The organism is [Mycoplasma] falconis (genome assembly GCF_006385795.1).
Classification (GTDB): domain Bacteria; phylum Bacillota_I; class Bacilli_A; order Mycoplasmatales; family Metamycoplasmataceae; genus Metamycoplasma; species Metamycoplasma falconis.
The window spans coordinates 1-21,918 of sequence record NZ_VFSS01000008.1; the positions used below are offsets into that span (position 1 = coordinate 1).

The window sequence follows — 21,918 nt, forward strand, 5'->3', positions numbered from 1 at the left end:
ATTAAATAAGTATCTAAAACTGATAAATTAGCTTTATTATCGTTTTTATCAGTTTTTAAATATAAATCTAACATGTTAGTGTAATTAACAAAAACTTGGTTAATTTTAACTAAGTCAATAATTGGAGCTACTTTGATATTATTTAAATTAAATTCAGACACTAAATTTTTAAAATCATTAACTGAACCATAATTATGTCTAATCTTATTTAAATCTATTTCATTTTGATAATTAAGTAAGATATCATCTAAAGCAATAATGTCGACGTTTAAAGACTTAAAATAATCAAGCTTTTGCTTAATGCCATTATAATCCCCATAACCTGAATTATTTGAGTCGTAAAAGTTTTCGCTTTTAAGCTCATATAATATTATTCTTTTTGTATTTTTTATCATTTTTAATCCTATATTATTAAGTTAACTTGCAATAAGTTTAAAGCGACGTTTTCTTCGGTTTTGCCACTTTTTAAATCAAGATCTAAATTAGCTAAAAATTTAATTAAATTATCAACTTTAACTAAGCTGGCTTTATTAATAAATTCATATAAAAGTTTAGCTCGATAAGCATGAATATTAAGTTCAGACGCAATTTTTTCCAAACTTTTTTCAGTTATTTTTTTAAGTAAATAAATATATTTTGCGTCTTTTAAAACAGAGCCAATTTGACTGATAATTAAATTTAAGCCCAGTCCATAATTTAAAGCTTCTTTAATAGTAAGTAAAATCTTGTCTTTAGAAGCATATTTAATTAAGGCATCACTAATGGCGAATTCAATGTTATTTGACATAAAAAAATGATTATTATTAATTGTGTCAATAGTAATATGTTTATTAGCAATTAAAAACTTATCAATTTCACTTTCAATTAACATCAAATTATTGGGCATCATCGAAACAAATTCAATTAAAGCTTGCTCGTCAATATTACCACCTTTTTGATTAATAATATCTCTTACGAACTTATATAAACTTTTTTCATTAAGTTTTTCAACGTTAATGACTTTGCATTTACTTTGCAAGCTTTTATAAGTATTAGATGCTGTAAAGTTTTTGTCGTATTTATAAATTTCTTGTTGAATAATAATCGTGTTAGAACTTTGATCAGATGATAAGAGCAGTTCTAAAAAAGCCAAAGCTTCTTTTTTATTAGTATTTTTTTTACCATTTAAAAAATCAATATTAGTTAAAACAATGACTTTGGGTGTAAAGAAAATATCTTGGTCGTTTAAGGCATCAGATAAGCTATCTAAATCAACTTTCTCATAAAACTTAATAATTTCAATTCCACCATCATATTCAGCCATTAATTTATCGGTTATTTTTTTAGTTTCTTGATTAATAAAATATGGTTCAGAGCCTTGAATTAAATACATATTTCAATTATAAAGCATTGACTAATATTTAAATAAATTAAAAGTGGTACTAAGTACCACTTCGAAACTATTTTCTAATATTTAGAGCTTTAATGGTGTCTAAATATAATTGGTAGTTTTCTGATTTTAAGTGAGCTAATAAGTCTTTACGGTGGTTAACTTTTGCCATAAATCCACGCATTGAGTGTAGATCTTTTTTATTTGAAGCAAAGTGTTTTTTTAGACTTTCGATATCTTCGGTTAAGATAGCGATTTGAACTGGTAAATAACCAGTGTCTTTAGCATTTCTTCCGTATTTAGCTACTAATTCAGCTTTTCTTTGTTTTGAAACCATAAGTTTCTCCTTTCATAACCTAGCACTAATCTTAATTAGAACCAAGGAATAAATAATTTTTTTAATCTTACCATAAAAATAAAAAATACCAAGGAAAAACTTGGTATTTAATCATTAATTATTAATGTCTTCTCTTTTTAGCTCCAACAACTAAAGCTAGAATTAAAGCTAAACCAGTTGGAATTAATAAGAATCATCAGAATAAATCACGTGATTTAGGTAATTTATTTCTTAAATCATTAATTAAATCTTCGTATAAAGAAACTAATTGTTTTGGTTTCATAACTTTAACGTCATCTAATCATTTATTAATTTCTTCTTCGGTTAAAATAGCTCCATCGTCTTTACCGATTGCATTTAATGAACCATTGTTTAAGATTTTATCGGTAAAGTCTTTGATTTGGTCGGCAAATTCTGGTGTTAATTTAGCTAAACCGGAATTAATTTGATTTGCATTACCGTTTGAAATTCCTTTAATAATTTCGGCTATTCCGTTTGCAGCATTGTTTAAGTATTCACCATCTTTGTTTAATACATCAATAGCAGTATCCAAAGTTCCGTTATTGTTATATTCAATGTTGCTATTTTTTTCTATTAGATCTTTAATATGAATTAATTTTTCGTTTGTTTTCTTATCATCGAAATTATTGTTTAATAAATCATTTAACGCATCTTTTAATTCGTTAACAGCGTTAGCTTTATTAACCACATCTAAGAAATCTTTTTTATCAATCAAATCACTCATTTGATTTAATTTATCTTCGATTTCTTTAACAGCTTCTGGAGAATAATTTTGATCTAAATTAGGCGTTTTTTCGACAACTTCTTCTAATAATTTAGCGTCTTTATTGGCTTGATCTAGAATATCATCGATGTTTTTATGATTTGTTCCATCGGTGTTTTGAATTAATTCTTTATAAGCTTCTTTTTCTTCTTTTTTAAAGCCATCAATTTTATTAATTTGATCGATAGCTTGTTGTTTGTAATCATTATTTGCTTTAGCGTCAGCATAAATATCATGTTTTTTGCTTGGATCAGCTTTAATTGCATTAATGTAATCTTCTTTTTCTTTTGAACTTAGATTTGGAAGATTATTAATTTTGTCAATGATATTAGCAGTATTATCAATAGTTTTATCTAAAGCATCTTGAATTGCTTTGTTTAATTCGGCTAAATCTTTATAAGGAGTGTCTGCTGGGTTTAATTTACCGTTATCTTTTAAATCTTTAGCTTTAGCAATAATATCATCATATGCTTGTTTAGCAGCTGGATCAGCATTTTCATAATCTTCTGAATTTTTAATGCTATCTGATTCTTTAATTGCATCTAAAACTTCTTGTAAAGTATCGTTATATATTTTATTTCCGTTTAAATTATCAGTAGCAATTTTAAGATCATCAGCTAGCTTTTGAATTTCTTCAATTGAAGCAGTTGCTAAATTCTCAGTTGCATCAATTTTATCAATAGTATTGTTTATAGCTTCGTCTAATTTATCTTTGTTTGAAGCGGCTAAATAATTATTAGTTTCCTTAGCTTCTTCGGCAGCATTGTAATTATTAACTAATTCCTTCATTACAGCAGCTAAAGCATCAATTTCTGGAATTAATTTATTTTCTAAATTATCTAAACTATTTTCTGATTCGATTTTAGCTAATAAAACACCTTTTTGTTGAGCACTTAATTCGTTATTTGAATCATTTACCTTAGCTTTGGCTTTTTCTTTAGCAGCCGCTAATTTAGCATCTCCATTTAACTTATTATAAGCTTCAGTTAAATCTTGGCTTTGTTTAGTGATATCGGCAACATCTAGATTTGCTGCACCATTAGTTTTATTAATTAAACTTGAACCAGCTTGTTCTAACGTATTGTAATTTGTTTTTAAATCTTTATCAGCTTCACTGTAATTAGTTGAGCTATATACATTACCTTTATCAGCAGCAACTTGTTCTGAAATAGTGTTTGCTAAATTTTTCATTGCATCATTTAAATCAGTTGCTAATTTAGCCACTTCATTAACGGCTGCTAGATCGTTTTTAGCTTTCAATTGTTCTTTTAAAGCTGCTTTTTGGTTATTGTTTAGATGTTCTTGGGCGTCAATTAATTTATCAACAGCATTTTTTCTGTCATCTAAGTTTTTATTACCATCTAATAAAGCTTCTTTTTTATTAATATCAGCCAATAAATCGGCTACTTGTTCAGGGGTTAAAGCGTTTTTATCTGAATCGGTTTGATTTGGATCTAAAACGTCTTTTGCTTTATTAACCGCATTATCAAAGTTGGTTTTGTTTTCTTCTGATGAGTCGCTATAATCTACTCAACCTTCAGCTTTTTGTTTGTCGATTTGATCTACTTTTTCTTTTAAAGCAGCCATAGCATCATTTAGCTTATCGGTTTTAGTAATAATATCGTCTAAATCTCTATTAGCAGCAGATGCTTCTTCAACTTCGGCAATTAAAGCATCTTTTTGACCTTTGTTTAAATCGGCTGCGTTATTAATATGATTAATTGCGTCTTGTTTTTTAGCATTATTAACGATTTCGTTGATTTTATCGATAGTATTATTTTCTTCTTTATCAACTTCTGCTAATAATTCATTTTTTTCTTCTTCGGTTAAATCTTTTAATGCTTCGATATCTCTTTTAGCATCGTTTTGAGCATCGTTTAAACGTTGATCTCCGTTTAAGTTCTCAGTCGCTTTACTAATTTCATCAGCTAATTTAGCAATCTCTTCCGCAGAAGCATTAGCAAAATTATTAGTTGAATTTCCTTTGTTTTCAGCCGCAGATAAAGCTTCGTCTAATTTATCTGAATTATCTGCTTCGGTGTATTTTTCAGTTTGTTTAGCTTCTTCTGCTTGAGCTTTGGCAGCTTCTAAAGCATTCATAGCATTAATTAAATTATTAATTTCAGGAATTAAATTATTGTTGATATTATTAACACTTGTTTCGGCTTCAATTTTATTAATTAAAGCTTCTTTTTGTTCCGCTGTTAATTTATTATCACCATTAACAAGTTCTTTGGCTTTATTTTGAGCTTCAGCTAATAAAGTATCACCATTTAAAGCATCATAAGCAGCTGTAAGTGCTTCTTTTTGGTTATTAATTTCTTGTGGGTCCATAATAGCTGAACCAGTAGTTTTATTAATTAAATTTGAAGCGGCAGTTTCTTTGGTTTTATAATCGCTTTTTAGATTTTCACTTGCTTCGTTATATTTAGGTTTATTATAAACATCGCCTTGTGTTTTGTCAGTTTGGCTACCGATTGTTTGACTTAAACCTTCCATCGCTTTATCTAAAGCGTTTGCTTTTGCTTCGATAGCTGGTAAATCGGTAATATATCTAACATTACTATCACTAACTTGTTCTTTTAATTTAGTTTTTTGAGCTTCATTTAAATAACTTAAATTATCAATTTTAGCAATTAATTCTTCTTTGGCATCATTTAAAAGTTGCATTCCATTTAAAGCCTTATTAGCTTCGGTCATATTATTAATTAAAACATCAATTTGATCGACATCTAAGTTAGCTTCTTTGGCTCCATTTTGTTTATTTAAAATTGTATTTGCAGCGTAAATTGAGTCTCTATAATCTTTTTGTTTTTGTTCTGAAGCGTTAGCATAATCAGGAGTATTTAACTGCAATTTAGTGTTTAATTCAGCAATTTTATTTGATAAATCAATCATTTTATTATTTAAGGCGTCAGCTTTTTCTTTAATTGCTGCTAAATCTTCGCTTTTAGCATTATTTATTTTTTCAATTAAAGCATCTTTTTGAGCTTTATTTAAATAATATAATCTTTGATTGATGTAATCGATAAGATCTGCTTTTTTAGCTTTTTCAACAATAGCATCAACTTTTTCTAAAGTATTTGTTTTAGCATCTTTAATTTCAGCAATTAAGGCATTTTTACTATTTTTATCTAATAATTGTAAGCTATTAATTTCTTCAATTGCTTTAGCTTTAGCGGCATCTAATTTAGCGTTACCATCTAAATTATTTTTAGCAGCTTCTAAATCTTTAATTAATTGATTTACGTAAGCTGAATCTTTGTTTTCTCCGTTAGCTTTAATTAAATCTTTGGCTTGATCTAATTTTTCTTTAAATGCGGCTTGTTTTTCGGCAGAAGCATTTAAATAATTACTATCTAATAAATAATCTGGGTTTGATAATTCATTTACCTTGGTTTTTAAATTACCCATTGAAGTATTTAAGGTTTCGGCTTGTTGTTTAATAGCATCAGCTTGTTTATAATTTTGATTATTTAAATCATTTACTTGGTTTATTAAATCTGTTTTTTGAGCGTCGTTTAGATTTTCTAAATTATTAATATCTTGTTTAATTTGCTCGATTTTTTTAGTAATACCGTTTAATGCTTTGTAATCTGCTTTTAATGTTTCTTCTAATCATTTAGCTGTTTCGGGGTTTAATTTAGAACTATTATTTAAATAATTTTCAACGTTAGTTAACGCTTCATCAAAAGCTGATTTTTTATCAGCATCAGCATATTCATATTGATCATAATCAACGTTTGAAGCTTCTTTAATTTGCTTATCTTTGTTAAATTCAGCTTTTAATTTAGCAATAGCATCAGCTAAAGCTTGTCAATCTTTTTGCAATTTAGCAAATTGTTCAGGAGTTCAAATCGTAATTTGAGGTTTATCGTTTAGGATATCTAATATAGCTTGATTTTGATTTTTATTTAATTTATCTGAAACATTTTTATAAGCAGCATTTAAGTATGCTTCTTTTTCATTTAAATAAATACCATCACCTTTTAAAGCAATGTTCATTTTCTTTTTAAAATCGCTTGTTGCTTCAAAAACTGTTTGAATATCTTCGGCTTTTTCTTTATCAGATGTTTTTTGTATTTGACTAAAATCACTTATTAATTTATCAACCTTACTTTTATCTTCGTCAGATAAATAAGTATAATTACGCATTTTAGCTAATTTTTCAGGAGTATATGAATTTATTTGTAGATCTACGTCATACATTTCAGAATTTAATCTAGATAATTCATCATCGCCATATTCAAGAACAGAATTTGTGTCCATCATTTGTTTAATGATTTCTTCTGCTGCTAATTTTTGAGCTGGATTTAAAAAACTAAATTCTTTACCCGATTTAATCCGATTAATTAAATCTTCTTTGGCATTTTTAAGACTTGTATCTTCTTTTAAATCATTTTTAGCTGTTTGATAAGCATCTAATAAACGTTGATATCTTTGACCTGCTTTTTCATCAACAGCATTAATTTTGTTATTATTGGCTTTTAATAGTCCTTCAATATCATTAAAAGCAGAATTAAAGTCTTGTCTTGAAGAATAAGTAGCGTTAGTATATTTTTCACTACTTTTAACAGTCTTATAATCAGCTAAAACATCATTTAATTTTTTACCGTATTCATTAAATTTATTTGCAGCTTCGTTAATTTCATCAACTTCTGAAATATATTTAGCATTATTAATTTGTTTTTTATATTCTGCTTTAACAGCATCACTTAAAAATTCGTAATTTTCAATTTGAGCTAAAGCATTAGTTTTAGCTTCTGCTAATCTTGTATCACCGTCTAGAGCTTTTCAATTAGCAATATATTGATCTAAAAGATCGTTTAAACCTTTAAGTTTGGTGTCGCTTACTACTCTTACGATTGAATCATTAACTATGTATTCATCATTTTGACTCTTTTTGAAAAGCGCCTTAATTTTAGCTTCTGATTGATCGAATTTAGCTTTAGATTCTGGACTTGCGTCAACATATTTAGCTAATTGTTCACCAGGTACTTTACTATCTTCTTGAGAAGCTTCTTTAAAGTATTTATACTCTTTAATCAAATTATCAGTAAAAGCAGCTAAACCTTTATAAAAGACATATGTTGGTTTTTGTTTTAATTCTTCGGCAGTTACTAGACCTTCTGGTTTTTGATTAATGTCTTCAACATCCATTTCTCTAGTAAATACTTCTTTTTGTTCGCCATCAACTTCTTGAGTTTTAAAAATACCGTATTTAAATGTATTATCGCTATCTAAATTCATAATAGCTTGTAATCTAGAAGATCAATCTCAACCTTGTTGATTATTAATAATATTTTCTAAATCTTTTTTAACTTTGATTCATTCATTGTCATATCAAAACTTAAAGTTATTATCAATGGTTACTAGTTTTGAATTTAGATTTCTTTGTTTAGCTAAAAAGTAATAATCTTTACTATATTGAGTAAAGGTCATTTCTTCTCTTAAATCGGTATTTTCGGTATTTGGATCTCAAAATGTTTTTTCATTACCATTAAAAGCAAATAATGATTTTTCAGTTATTGGTTTTAATGAATAATCTGATTCAAAATCCAATGAACTTACTAGTTGATTGCCCATATAAATTTGGTGAGTAAATTTAGGAATTGAAATTTTATCAACTGGTGTATTTGGATCAGAAGCCAATTTTCCAGGAGTTAAACCATGTACTTCTTCCATTGAAGTAGTTGTAGTTGCATAAACGTTTTGAGAAGTACTTCTTTCAAAACCATTTCAACTCATTCTAATTGGTTTTCATTTGGTGTTATTTTTATAACTATAATCAACGGTGTAAACTCCGGCGACAAATGATTTAGTTGCTCTTGTACCTTTTGTTGAAGCCACTAAGTTGTTTTTATCGTTAACTAAATAACTTCCAAAAGCTTTATCAACTCTTTTTCTAGTTTTAAAACGGATTATAACTTCTGGATAAGCATAAGTAGCGGCAACAGAGGTTTTAAATGATAAAAAACTTCCGATTTGATAAATAATATCTTGATAAGTATTTCAAACTTTGTCTCTATCGTTTGTGTTATATAAGTTAATACCGTCAGCTCCGTAAAAACCTTTTAAGGCAGAACCTTGATCTGATTCTTTTAAACCGTTATAAGCAGCAATTTTTGAAATATGTCCGCTATATGAAAATTTATAATCATCATAACCAAATGAACTTTCTCAATGTTCTTTGTTGATAAAATCATCGCTGTTTAATTGAGTAATTTGTTTTTCAGCTAAATATGTATTATTAATTTCGCCATCGGTTTTAACGTTATTTCTCATTCATTTGTCAGGATCTGATTTATTTTGATCAATAAAATCTCTCATTTTTGATTCGATAGTAAATGAACCTGGTACAAATTCTAAATCAGCTGAAAGTAATAAACCGAAAGTCATATCCCCCATATCGGCACTAGTTGCTGATTTACCGCTTCAATATCTTTTTATATAATTACGGTTAAATCTGGCAATTCATTCAACTTCTTCATTATTTGTTTGAGCTTCATTGGCAGTATTTAAAGCTTCGGTTATTTTTGATTTAGTTTGAGGGTTTACCATTTGCACATCAACTACTCTGGCGTTAGCTCCATCTCAATTTGTATTCCTTTTGTCGCTTGTATTAGCGCCTTTGTCAAATCAACCATATGCTTTTTCGATACTGTTGTCGTCAGATCACATATCTGTATTTAATATATCGTAATCAATATTTCCATATTGAATATTATTTGGGTCAGTATAGTTGCTAAATGAATTTATATCTTCATCGGCAGCTACTGCTGATAATAAAACTGGAGCTGTAGCGGTTACTATTGAACCTGTTGCTAACAGCAGCATTTTTATTTTTTTATTCATAATATAATTTCCTTTCGAATATATATATATATATATATTGGGTGTAATTAAAATTTAAATTTTAGTATATATAAAAACTTAAATAAGTTAATTATAAAGTATTTTTAATTTTTTCCAAAAAATAATGTATGTTGTATAAATTTATCATTGTTAAAAAATAAAAAAGATCAAACTTTTTTGTTTGATCTTGAAAGTATTATTTATCCGTATTTGTATATCCAAAGTAGTTAATAATTAAAGGTTCGTCGCCTTTATTAACGATTTTAAAATGATGACTACCGTTATTCAAACTAGAATCGATATATTGCAATACATTTGAGTTAAATGAACCCGATACACCTTTAAATTCATAATCTTGATAAATTAACTTATTATCAACGTAAAAATCAACTTTGCTATTTTGATTAAAAATATTTGCAATTATTGATAAATCTTTTGTTGGTAAATCAAATTCTAGATAACTACCTTTTGATTTTGATTCAACTGATATTTCGTTTACAAGTGAGCCATACCCATCTTCTTTGTTATTATGGAAAGTTCAATCACCATAAAAATCGATATTTGGATTATTAATATTTAAAACATCAGGTTGTTTAAATTCAAAGCCTGGGATAAATTCCGCTAAAACAACACCGTTTTGATCACTTGGACCCATTTGTTTTCTTTCACCATAAATTGCCATTTTTTTAACGTTATAGTAATTTTTAGCTAATTTAATTCGATAAGTCAATGTTTTGTAATCATTAGTTGGAACGATACCGTCTACAACAGTTTCTTGACTTCCGTCAGCAAAATATAATGTAATCGTTCAAAAATCAGGAGCAAATTCTTTTTGAGATCAATGGTCTCTACGACGAACATCAAAATAATTTAAATTAATTGGATTTTTATATTCAACTTGAGCTTTTATAGCTCTAGTGTTTCATATTTCAAAGTGTCTATTTACATTACCATCCATAATTTTAGCTAAGTTAGCATTACCAATTAGTTCTTTGAAATTAAATTCTTCGTTGATTTTCTTTTCAATGTTCAATCTTTGAGTTTGAATATCAAAATCACTGGTTTTTTCTTTAAATCTTGGCTGATGTTTATAGGATTGGTTGGTTAGTAAATCTTGTATTTCCTCGTCGGTCATATTATCTGTATCAATATCATCTAATAAACTATTAGCTGCCATATCAACAAATTTAACAAAACTGCCGTCATCTTTAACTTGGATTAGACGCATGTTAATGCCGCCTTCACCACCGCCATTATAAGCTCCAAATCTAATATCGTAAACTTTGCCTTTTTCAAAATGGTAAGTTGCTAAATCTTGAAAGCTTGGACCGTAGCTGTTTTTTTCTACTATTTTTTCGCCGTTAACAAAAACATAAACATAGTCATCTCATTGAGCATTAAATTTATAATCACTTGTTTCAGGGGCTACAAATTTAGCTCTCATTTCTACTAATTTACGCTTTTCTCAGTTGATATAACCACCAACGGCTCCACTATCAGCTACAAATCTTATAGCTTTATCATGTAAATTATGTTTTTCAACTGCTTCTAAAACCTTAGTTACACTACTTACATTTTCTCCTTCAGGAATTGAATCGTAAGAATAACCAACTAAAGCGTTATATATACTTCTAACTTTAACTTTATATTTATAAGCTGGAACGTATTTATCAGGACGACCTTCAAATTTAGAAGGAATAATAGTCACATCAAATTCATCAATTTTGTCGTAAAAATCAGGATTAGCTTTATAGATGAATTTATTTTTATCATTTAGATCTTGCTTAATTGTTCCACCTCATTTAGTTGAAGGTGCAATTATTACTTGATCAAATTTAAAGTTAGGATTTTTAGATCTAATAGCTATATTAAAATCAAATACATATTCTTTACCAGCCGGAATTAAAAATTCTGACATGGTATCACTTGGATATTCTCATGAATTAGTTGAAGGAATATATCTATATTGACCAGCAGCATATATATTGCCAACAAAATCAATCGCTGGATATTCATTCATTTGTTTAATTAAATCGTTATTAGCTTCATCGGCAATATATTTATTAAATTTATCGCCAACTTTATTAAAGCTTTTCATAGCATAATGCATATTTAAACCAAAGTAATCTGATAAAAACTTAGTTGTTTCTAACCCTTTATTATGTTTATCTGCTTTTGCTGAAGCTTTGGTTCATTTCATAAAGTTAATTGGACCTAATTGATAAATCATCGCGCCGTACAAACCATATCAATCATTTCTATTTTTAGCTATCGCATTAATTGATGAAAGTGAAGCTCAACCCGCTGAACCTTCGTTGTCTAAATTAACAACCGTTCGATAAGCATTTTTATCATTAATAAATGAAGTGTTAATTAAAGAAGGTATGTTAGTTCAACCGTGATCTCTGATATTAAATGGGTCTTGATAGTTTTCAAAGTTTTGGTTAACTTCGTGGTAGTTTCCTCAGTTATCAAAGCCGAATTTATCGGGTCCAGAAAAATATCTCGCTCCTCAGCTAACTGGAGCATAAAGGTTAAATCCACCACCTCATGCTGCGGCTCAACCTCAAATATCATCGTTATATTTAAGACTTAATTTAGGTCCACTGTAATCATTTCATAAATAAGAGGTTTCGTAAAAGTCTTCTCATTTTTTAATATTTTCTTCAGGAAATACTAAATTTTTTAAAGCAATATTACCAACCTTAGGTAATGGAGCAGGAACTAAAATTGAAGAATAATTTGTTTGAATAGAAGCAACAGGAGCATTAATTTTACCTTGTCTAATTCTTTTTAGTTGTTCTTCTCATTCTTCTTTTGTTGTTTGACCATAAACATAATGTAAGTTTTCAACAGCATTATAAATTTTAAATTTCAGGTCTAAAGGAGAACCGGTTTTATCAGTTAATTTTGCAGTTATATAAGCAGAAATCGAACCACCAAATGGAGAACCCAATTTAATTCTTCTGGTGTTAGCATCAATGTCTTTAAATCAATATCTAAATTCAGTACGCATATATGGATAACGGTTAGAAATTCTTCCACTATCGTTAAATGGATAGTTATCTCAATAATTCTCATTAACAATAAATTTAATAGCAATATCGGCGTTTTTACCACCGTAGATTGATTTAAGCATTTCGTATGTTTCTTCATCAAATTCGATTTCCGCTACTTCACCGGCAGGAATAAATAATCCAGTTGCATTCATTCCGGTCATAAAAGTACTTAATTTAAATTCTTTTGTAACTGATAAAGTTTTATCAGTTACATTACGTTTAAATCAGCAATCAGCAAATGGGTGTTTTTTAAGTGTACCTTTTTCAATTTCGCTTTTAATTCATTGCGTATCATTAAATTTTTTATCAGTACCCGGTACTCTTTCCGCCATTAATTTTTCAGAAACGTTAACTTTAACACTTTTACCATTTTCTTCATAAGTTAAAAAACTTTTTTCTTGGTTATTCGCTTCATAGTTATAATCTCAACCAGGATATCTAAAACCTTTATCACCATATTCTTTTAATAAATCAGTTTCATAAACTTCTTTATTAGGTGTTCTTTTAACATAACTTAAGATTTTATCGCTATAAGTTGAATTAGTTACTTTATCTACTAGTTGAGCTTTAAAATCAGCGTTTAGATTTGCAAGAGGTAAGTCTGAAACTTTAACTTCATTGGTTTTTCATTTAATTTGATCTTTATTTTCAATTATTGCATAATAACTGCTTTCTTCATTAGCTTCATATGTATCACCTTGGGCTAATTCATTATTTGTTTTTGCGTTATATCAAGTAGTTTTAATAGTTTGATTATTAGGTTTATTTTCGACTTGTAAAGTTGTTTTATTATCAACTAAAAGACCATTATTACTTGCTGAAATTAAAACATCAGCTAATGGATTTGTTTTAAAAATATCAACTGCATCAAACTTATGAGTTTTAATTTCACCTTTACTATTTCAAGTAATTTCTAATTGATATTTTGAATCTTTTGCGATTTGTTCTTGTTTAACTAATAAAACCGGTTGATCGGCTTGATATACTTGAACGTCATTTGCATATCATTTATAGCTTAAGGGTTTAAAGTCAGAAAAATCAGATGCAAAACTTAAAGTGATTGGTTGATATTTATCAATAAAATAACCCTTATTTGAAACTTCGACTCTTGATTTATAAATTTTATCTTCATCAGAAATATCGTCAATAGTTGATTCTTTAAATCCTTCAAAAACTCTTTGATTAGTTTTAGAAATTAAATTAGTATGTTTGTTTTTTAGTTTATATGAAACAGTTAAAGTTGTACCATTAGATAAAAAGCTAAGTTCAATAATTTCATAATCATTTTGATTAAAACCAGAAAAAGTTATATTAGATTGATTAATCAGAGAAGCGATTGTGTCTTTAGGTTCAACGTTTAAAACAACGTGAACGTTTTGGGCTTTTGCTTCTAATTGTTGTTGATCTTCGGCTTTAACATCACATGAATTAGTACATGATAATGATAAAAATCCAACCGCAGAAGCAAGTGGTAAAGCTGCATAATATATTTTTTTATTCTTTTTCATTTTTGTTCTCCTTTCGTTTTATATAAAAAATATTTTCATCAATTTTTAGCAAATTAAAAAATAACATTTATTTTTTATATGTTAATAATTTTAACTTAAACATCTTTATTTAATGGTGATATTTTAATTTTTAACTTTTCATATATTTTTAAAAATTTAAAAATAAAAAAGCAAATTTGATTTTTTCAAACTTGCTTGTTTTTTTAAAAAAAATAGCTTAAATTAAATTGAAAACTAAGAACTTCATTTATTAAATTTAACATGTGGTCATTGTTCGGTAATACAAATTCACATATATTCGGTATCAATTTTAGGACTTCTTTGTTTTACGATTTTTATGTTTTCTTCGGTCTTAATTGCATCATAAATAGCTTTATATTTTGAAGTAGTATTACTTTCTCAAGCGTGATATTCTTTTAATAAAGTATTGTTAATTTGCTCTTCGCTCATATTCGGATTAAAGCAATGCACAATTTCATGTAATAAAGAATAAAAGATGTAGCATTCGGAATTCCACTTATCAGATAGAAAAATATATCTTCTGGCTCCTTTTTTAAGTGAAATAGCTCTTATATTGCTTCCTTCAATGTAAGGCATAGTAATCAAGATTATTCCTTTACCTAATAAATAATTTTTAAGCTGAATAATACGTTGATCGAATGGTAAATTCCCAGCCATAATGTTAATTGTTTTCTTAAAAACAGAAGAAAACATTGAATTTCTAAAAATACCAACTTCACCAGAATTTTGGTTATATTCCGCAGCAACTAATTCACAAAATCTAATTCATACTTTAGCGTTGCAACAATCATAAGTAAAAGGTTCGGCTAAAACGGTGTTTTTTAAATATTGATCATAGTTATGTAATAAAGAAACACCATAAAATCTCTTTAGCATCATTAATTTAATGTCGATTGAAGTGTCATTACTAATACAAATATTTGCCATTTTAGCTAAATCAGGATTATCAATTAAGAATTTTAAGCCGTAATTATTTAATAAATTTACGGTTTTATTTTTATCTTTTATTAATCTTCTATTTGTGTAAATATAAAATACTTCGGTTAGAGTACCTACTTCTAAATTAAAAGCATATTCAAGAGCTTCTATAATAGAAATACTTACATCTTGTACATCATCATTTAAAATTGAATTAATATGCTTAATACTTAAATTTAGTCGTTCTGCCAATTCTTTTTGAGTCATATTAAATTTATCCAAATAATAGCTAATCTCATCGCCAAAAGATTCGCCGTGAGTAATGATATGTTTCATATCACATATATGTTTTTCTTCTTGTTTTAAAGACATTTTATCCGCTCCACTTATTAAATTTGTTGCCAATATTATAAACTTTTTACAAAAAAACTAGAAGTTTTAAGCCAAAAAAATGTTATTTTTGTGTTAAATTTGCACAAAAATGCATAAAATAAAAACTAACGAAAGTTAGTCTTTAATCTTTTATATCTTCATCACGGACACCATAAGGAAAAATATCTGATAATAAATATTCTTTTTGCTGAGTTAAATTTGCATTATATAAAACTACTTTGGCATCTTTTTTTAGAAATTGGGTTAAAACTTGTACGCAAGCTCCACAAGGGTAAAGAATTTTGTTTAAATTACTTATTACGTGAATTTCTTTAAAACTACCAATTTCAGCCCCGTCTACTACCGAACTAAATAAAGCAGATCTTTCGGCACAAAGCCCGCTCGGAAAAGCGGGGTTTTCACAGTTAACTCCGAAATATTCTTTTCCATTTTTGTCAATTGCACATGCAGCTACTTTAACACCAGAATAAATGCCATAAGCATAATCAAGTTTTTGTTGTAAGACTTTTTTATCCATATAAAGTATTTTATCTAATTAATTTTAAAATTTGTGCAATAAAAACTAACCCTTAATAGGTTAGTGATTATTATTATGACAAGATTATTTGGTTTTTTTGATTTCTTTCAATCTTGCACTTTTACCTTTAAGACCTCTCATGTAGAATAATTTAGCTCTTCTAACTTTGTTACGTCTAATAACTTCAATGTTTGAAATTAAAGGTGAGTTAATTTTAAATACACGTTCTACTCCAACACCGTATGAGTCTTTTCTAACAGTAATAGACTTGTTAATACCTTCACCGTATGAAGCGATAACTAAACCTTCGAATACTTGAATTCTTTCTTTGTTTCCTTCTTTAATACGTACGTGAACTCTAACGTTGTAACCTTCTCTGATTTCTGGTAAGTCTTCTCTGATTTGGTCTTTTTCTACTAATTCTAATAATTTAGCTCTCATTGTTTTCTCCTTTAGTTAGTTTTTCATATAAATCAGGACGCTTAATTTTTGTATTAAGGCGTGCATTATCCTCACGTCATTTAGCTATTTTAGCGTGATCACCGCTTAAAAGTACTTCAGGTACTTTTCAACCTTTATAATCGGCTGGTCTTGTATATTGTGGAAAGTCTAATCAACCTTCGTTTTCAAATGATTCTTGTTGATGAGAACCCTTTTTTAATACGCCTGGTACTAATCGAGCAACTGCTTCAGAAATTATCATCGCCGGTATTTCACCACCAGTTAAAATATAATCTCCGATTGATAGCTCTTCATCCACTAAATAACTAATTCTTTCGTCAAAACCTTCATAATGACCGCAAATTAAGGTAATTTCTTCAAATTTACTTAATTCGTGGGCTTTTTTTTGATTAAAAGTTTGACCTTGGGGACTTATTAAAATTTTATGACTAGGTTTTGCCAATGATTGTAAGGCTAAATCGATTGGTTCGATTTGCAGCAACATACCATCACCGCCACCATAAGGTGTATCGTCAACTTTATGATGTTTTTCTTTAGAAAAATCTCTAAAGTTAATAACGTTAATTTCAATATGTCCTAAGTTTATTCCTTTGGCGATTATACTTTGCGTTTTAAAACTTTCAAAGTAATCAGGGAATAGAGTGAGAATATTAATTTTCATAGCTAACTATTTTTTAGATGCAACGTAATTGCTGTAAAAATCGTCTTTTTTTAGTAGAGTTCTAACAGTATCGGTTGGTTTTGCACCTTCGTTTAATCATTTAGTTACAAGTTCTTTGTCTAATACTAATTGTTTTGAATGAGGGTCGTAGTGTCCTAAAACTTCGATAAATCTTCCATCACGTGGTGCTCTTGCATCAGCAGCAACGATTTTGTAAGTTGCGTGGAATTTTTTACCGGTTCTTTTTAATCTTAATTTAACCATCGTAAATCCTTTCTTTTTAATTGTGTAAATAAATTTATAAATATTCTATCATAAAAAAATAAGTGTTAAGTAAAAATACTTGACACTTTTTTAATATTTTTTATTTAGCTATTTCATCATATAAAGCTTGAATTTCTTGCTTAGTTAAACTTCTTCATTCACCTAAGGCTAAATTTTCATCCAAATTAATCGGACCAAAACTAATTCGTTTTAAATATATAACTTCATTATCAAACGCGGTAATCATTCGTTTTATTTGGTGATATTTACCTTGATAAATCGTTAAATAAGCTTTATTATCATCAATAAATTCGAATTTATAATCCTTAATAATATCACCTTCGCCGATATCAATTGGTTTAGGGTAATGATTTTTAAGTTTTTCACTAAAAGCATTTTTAGCTTCTAAATAATAAGTTTTAGCAACGTGGTGCTTTAATGATAAAAGTTGATGAGCCAGTTTGCCGTCTTTACCGATTAATAAAATTCCTTCGGTATCGAAATCTAATCTGCCAAAAGCAAAATATTTACGAGCATCTAAATCAACTAAATCAAAAACAGTTGGTTTAAAATTATCAAAATTAGCTGTTAAATAACCAGACGGTTTATTTAACATATAAATTGTTTCTTCGTTATTTTTAATTATCATATCATCTAAATAAATTTCATCTATTTCAGGATCTACATTAATTGCTTTTTTAAGAATCTCACCATTAACACTTATTCTTTTAGCAGAAATTAACTTTTTAACTTCGCTTCTTGAATAAGGGAATAAATCACAAATCAACTTTTCTATTCTTATTTTCATAAATATTATTTTAATGAAAAAATAAAAATTGGAGATCGCTTTGATCTCCAATATTAATAATATAGATTAAAAAATCTAAAAATTTCTAACATCATTTTTAAGATTTCATAATAAGTAAATCATCTATACTATTATTTTTATTTTTATCTTCATCATAATAAGTAAAGTCATTAGAAGATACTAACAATTCAGTAGTAGCTCCCATTACTTTATGATTAGATGAAGAAATAGGTTTATTTGTTTCTTCTGGTTTTGCTTCTTCATTTTTTAATCCGGTAGCAATAACTGAAACACAAATTTCACCTAGTTTGTTGCTTTCTTCTGAACGGGATTCACCCATTCCGAAAATAATGTTAATATTTTTATTATTAGCTTGCTTTTCAATTAATGCACTAACTTCTTCAAATTCTTTCATATGAACTTTGTCAGAAGCATTAATAAATACTATCGCGTCACTCGCATTGGCAATAGAAGATTCTAAAATTGGACTTGATATAGCTAACATAGTAGCTTTTTTGGCTCTATCTTCGCCAGAAGCTACACCGATACCCGCTATCGCTTCGCCTTTATTCTTAATTACCGTTTCTAAATCAGCAAAATCGACATTAATATAAGCTGGAATAGCAATAATATTAATAATTAATCTGGTTACTTGTTTTAAAACATTATCAGAATATCTTAAAGCATCTTTATAACCAGCATCGCCATAATGTTGAATTAGCTTATCGTTAGAAACGACAATATAGCTATCTACATATTTTTTTAATTGTGCTATTCCTTCAATCGCATTTTGTTGTCTTTTTTTACCTTCGGCATTAAAGGGGGTAGTTATAACCGCTACAACAAGAGCTCCTTGTTCTTTGGCTAATTTGGCAATAACCGGAGTGGCTCCGGTGCCTGTCCCTCCACCCATACCAGCAGATAAAATGACCAAATCTGTTTCCTTTAAAGTTTCTTTAATTCTTTTTTCAGAAGCAGTAGCTGCATTAAAACCAACTTGCGGATTAGCTCCCGCTCCAAAGCCTCGACCGTCGCCTAAAAATAGGCGATATTTTTTGTCAAAAGCATTTAAAGCTTGCAAATCAGTGTTAGCAGCGATAATTTCCACACCTTCAAGGTTTAATCCTAAAAGACTTTTTACGCTATTATTACCACAACCACCAACACCAATAACTTTAATGTTGGCTACTGGCATATAGTCATCATTTTGATTTAGTGTTGGGTCCATACGTTACTCCTAATTAATATAATATTGATGTCAATTTTGTTTTATATCAATCATAAACATTTCGGCTGTAAGAGATAATTTGTTGTCAACATTTTTAATTGGTTTATCAATTAAATAAATTAATCCAGCCATTTCGCTTGATATAAAATCGTTTTTTCTTTTTACTAATATAAAGTTTTCATCAAACATATTTTTCTTTATCAATTCGCTACTTTGAAAAAGAAAAATATTGTTTTTTTGTAAAAATTTCAATGTACTATTTCCAAGTGTTTGCTTAACACTTGACTTTACTATTTTTCTTAAAGAGGATAGGTAATTATCAATTTGAAAATCTTTAACCAAATTTAGATTAAAGTTTAACAATTGTTTATCAGAAAGGAGGTTTGAAAATTCATAAATTTCTAAATCAATAATATCGCTTTTTATTAATTGATTATGCAAGTAAACTTTGATTTTTAGGTTTGATTTATCTAAACTAACAAAAGTAGCTAGTTTTTGTTGTTTAGCTAAATCACTGCTTAAAAGTCTTAATGAATCTAAATCATATAATTTAGCTATTCTTAAATGATTTTTATCCATTATGTAATTTAATTTGTTGTAAAAATCAAGTTTAATAAAATTTACAAATAAATTATTATTAATAAATTTATGATTAAACATTTTAAGCTTTGATCAACTACTTCAAAGCTTAATATCATTTAATTTAGTTTTGACATCTTTATTTAAATTAAATATTTTGGTGGTAATTAAGCTTTCGTCATCTAAAAAGATAACGACGTCTTTTATTTTTCCTTGAATTAAAGTTTCAATTTTATTTTTTGAAGTTTTAACAAAATCGTTAATGTTTTTAGGAGTTAAATATACATCATTAAGCTTACTTTGATAAATAGTCAAATAGCCGAAGTCGTTTTTTTCACTTACTTCTACTTCTATTTTATTTTTGCTAATCTTATAAGCTGTAATGATTATTTTTTTCATTTTACCCCAATTTTGTTATTAATCTTAATTTTGCTGATCGTGAACGACGATTACTTTCGCATTCGCTGTCACTTGGAAAAATAATTTTTTGTTTTCAAGTTTTTGTGACTTGAATTGGCAATTTATGCAACTTGGGATCAGTGTAGTTTAATTTATGAAAGAAATTTTTAACTTTAGCATCTTCTTTACTATGAAATGTAATAACCGCTAATACTCCATCTATATTTAATAGATCCTTAGCTTGGTCTAACATTTCGTCAATTGCGTTTAATTCGTCATTAACTGCAATTCTAAGTGCTTGAAAAACCGCCTTAGAAGGGTTTTTTTCACGCACAATTTTGGCAGGTAAAATTTGTTTTAGTAATTCGCTTAATTCATATGAAGTATTAATTGGCCGGTTTGCACAAATTGATTTCGCAATTAGTTTAGCTAATTTTACATCACCGTTCTCGTACAAGATTCTGGCAATTTCGCTTTCTTCATAATTATTAATAATGTCTTTAGCCGTTAATGGATTATCTAAATCCATTCTCATATCTAAATCTGTATTTTGAGAATAACTAAAACCTCTTTTGATATCATCTAGCTGCGGGCTAGAAACGCCTAAATCAGCTAAGATACCATCTACCTTATTAATTCCTAATTTATTAAGTTCTTCCTTAATAAATCTAAAATCACTTTTAACCAAAATATAGTTATCTGCTATTTGTTTAAGTTTTAAATCACTTTCTTTAATTGCCTCAATGTCTTTATCGAAACAAATTAATTTACCTTTATCAAGTCTTTTTAGTATTTCTTGACTATGTCCAGCTCGTCCCAGAGTCAAATCGACATATATCCCATCTTTTTTAATATTTAGTCCGTTAAGACATTCATTAAGTAAAACGGGAATATGTTTTTCTATAATGCAACTCCTTGTTCTAATAGTTTACGAGCTAGTTCATCAACATTATCTCCGTGATCTAATTCTGCTTCATCTTTGTAATATTGATCTTTAGCAAAGATGTCACAGGTTAGGTTATTTCCCACGAAAACAACTTCTTTTTCGATAGCGACTTTTTGTAGTAAATGTTTTGAAATGACAACACGACCTAACTTATCGGGGGTTAAACATTCTGTATTAGCGAAAATATAACGAGACATCGCTCTATTTTCTTTTGATAAATAGTTTCCTTCTTGTAACTTAGCGGTAAGTTTTTGAAATTCTTCATTACTTCTTAATACTAAGTTTTTGTCAAGCCCAATAGTTACGTAAAATGAACTGCCTAGTTCTTGCAAAATTTTTGCAGGTACAACTAGGCGGTTTTTATCGTCTAATTTATGTTCATATTTTCCAAACATTTCCACTTCCTTCCACTATCACTTTAATTTTAGCAATTTATAAGCCTTTTATTACATAAAATTTAAAAAATAATCAAAAAAAGATAAAAAAGTTCTCATCGTTGCTTTTTAGGATTTTTGCTAAAATTAAAAGGTAAAACGCTGGCTTAGCTCAGTTGGCAGAGCAACTGATTCGTAATCAGTGGGTCGGGGGTTCGATCCCTCTAGCCAGCACCAGATATTTTTAATACCTATAAACCACCCTTTATTTAAGAAGGTGGTTTTTAATTAATTTAAAAAAGTAAATTAAAAAAATTAAAAATATCTTTATTTTTGTTATTATTTTTGCAGCCAATTGATTAGAAAAAAGAATATAAAGATTAAACGCACGAAAAAAAATATTTTTTTTGAAAAATCTAATTTATTTGGTTTATAA

Annotated in this window: 15 protein-coding genes and 1 tRNA gene; 1 reads left to right on the forward strand and 15 read right to left on the reverse strand. The window is 28.0% G+C overall.

The genetic code is table 4. The annotated features are described in order from the left end of the window. The 15 genes from FJO69_RS02290 to FJO69_RS02360 form a co-directional block, all read right to left on the reverse strand. The coding region (locus tag FJO69_RS02290; protein WP_241861599.1) for an alpha-amylase family glycosyl hydrolase at positions 1-395 on the reverse strand (395 nt) is incomplete at its 3' end. 8 nt (positions 396-403) lie between these two features. Next, the gene (gene holA / locus FJO69_RS02295) at positions 404-1,372 is read right to left on the reverse strand and encodes a DNA polymerase III subunit delta (protein ID WP_170177213.1); all 969 of its coding nucleotides are present in this window, start codon (positions 1,370-1,372) and stop codon (positions 404-406) included. A 67-nt stretch (positions 1,373-1,439) separates the two neighbouring features. Beyond that, positions 1,440-1,706, reverse strand: a complete 267-nt coding sequence (gene rpsO, locus FJO69_RS02300; RefSeq protein ID WP_140781434.1) for a 30S ribosomal protein S15 — start codon at positions 1,704-1,706, stop codon at positions 1,440-1,442. 121 nt (positions 1,707-1,827) lie between these two features. Then, positions 1,828-9,345, reverse strand: coding sequence for a GA module-containing protein (locus tag FJO69_RS07380; RefSeq protein ID WP_140781436.1), 7,518 nt, complete (start codon positions 9,343-9,345; stop codon positions 1,828-1,830). Positions 9,346-9,541: 196 nt separating this feature from the next. Further along, positions 9,542-13,912 carry a PA14 domain-containing protein gene (locus FJO69_RS07385; RefSeq protein ID WP_140781438.1) on the reverse strand — a complete coding sequence of 1,457 codons (4,371 nt, stop codon included), beginning with the start codon at positions 13,910-13,912 and terminating at the stop codon, positions 9,542-9,544. Between the two features lie 234 nt (positions 13,913-14,146). Further along, positions 14,147-15,223 (reverse strand): helix-turn-helix domain-containing protein, encoded by a 1,077-nt coding sequence (locus FJO69_RS07390; RefSeq protein ID WP_140781440.1) that lies wholly within the window; start codon positions 15,221-15,223, stop codon positions 14,147-14,149. A 142-nt stretch (positions 15,224-15,365) separates the two neighbouring features. Further along, on the reverse strand, positions 15,366-15,761 hold the full coding sequence (locus FJO69_RS02320; protein WP_140781442.1) for a cytidine deaminase: 396 nt from the start codon (positions 15,759-15,761) through the stop codon (positions 15,366-15,368). A gap of 84 nt (positions 15,762-15,845) precedes the next feature. After that, on the reverse strand, positions 15,846-16,202 hold the full coding sequence (rplS, locus tag FJO69_RS02325) for a 50S ribosomal protein L19 (protein WP_140781443.1): 357 nt from the start codon (positions 16,200-16,202) through the stop codon (positions 15,846-15,848). Continuing rightward, entirely contained in the window at positions 16,192-16,884 is a 693-nt protein-coding gene (gene trmD, locus FJO69_RS02330) for a tRNA (guanosine(37)-N1)-methyltransferase TrmD (protein ID WP_140781444.1), read from the reverse strand. The genes rplS and trmD overlap by 11 nt, the downstream gene beginning before the upstream one ends. A 6-nt stretch (positions 16,885-16,890) precedes the next feature. Further along, positions 16,891-17,148 (reverse strand): 30S ribosomal protein S16, encoded by a 258-nt coding sequence (gene rpsP / locus FJO69_RS07395; RefSeq protein ID WP_140781445.1) that lies wholly within the window; start codon positions 17,146-17,148, stop codon positions 16,891-16,893. A gap of 100 nt (positions 17,149-17,248) precedes the next feature. Next, complete coding sequence (locus tag FJO69_RS02340; RefSeq protein ID WP_140781447.1) at positions 17,249-17,956, reverse strand: pseudouridine synthase; 708 nt, start codon at positions 17,954-17,956, stop codon at positions 17,249-17,251. Positions 17,957-18,053: 97 nt separating this feature from the next. Beyond that, positions 18,054-19,184: a cell division protein FtsZ gene (ftsZ, locus tag FJO69_RS02345; protein ID WP_140781449.1), complete on the reverse strand. Its 1,131-nt coding sequence runs from the start codon at positions 19,182-19,184 to the stop codon at positions 18,054-18,056. A gap of 9 nt (positions 19,185-19,193) precedes the next feature. Continuing rightward, a complete protein-coding gene (locus FJO69_RS07400) occupies positions 19,194-20,162 on the reverse strand; it encodes a hypothetical protein (RefSeq protein ID WP_140781450.1) in 969 nt (322 codons plus the stop codon). Between the two features lies 1 nt (position 20,163). Next, the gene (gene rsmH / locus FJO69_RS02355) at positions 20,164-21,069 is read right to left on the reverse strand and encodes a 16S rRNA (cytosine(1402)-N(4))-methyltransferase RsmH (RefSeq protein WP_140781451.1); all 906 of its coding nucleotides are present in this window, start codon (positions 21,067-21,069) and stop codon (positions 20,164-20,166) included. Beyond that, a complete protein-coding gene (locus tag FJO69_RS02360) occupies positions 21,063-21,503 on the reverse strand; it encodes a division/cell wall cluster transcriptional repressor MraZ (RefSeq protein ID WP_140781452.1) in 441 nt (146 codons plus the stop codon). Before FJO69_RS02360 ends, rsmH begins: the two co-directional genes overlap by 7 nt. Positions 21,504-21,643: 140 nt before the next feature. On the opposite strand from FJO69_RS02360, the gene FJO69_RS02365 reads away from it, so the two are divergent. Then, positions 21,644-21,719, forward strand: a tRNA-Thr gene (locus tag FJO69_RS02365). Positions 21,720-21,918: the final 199 nt, after the last annotated feature.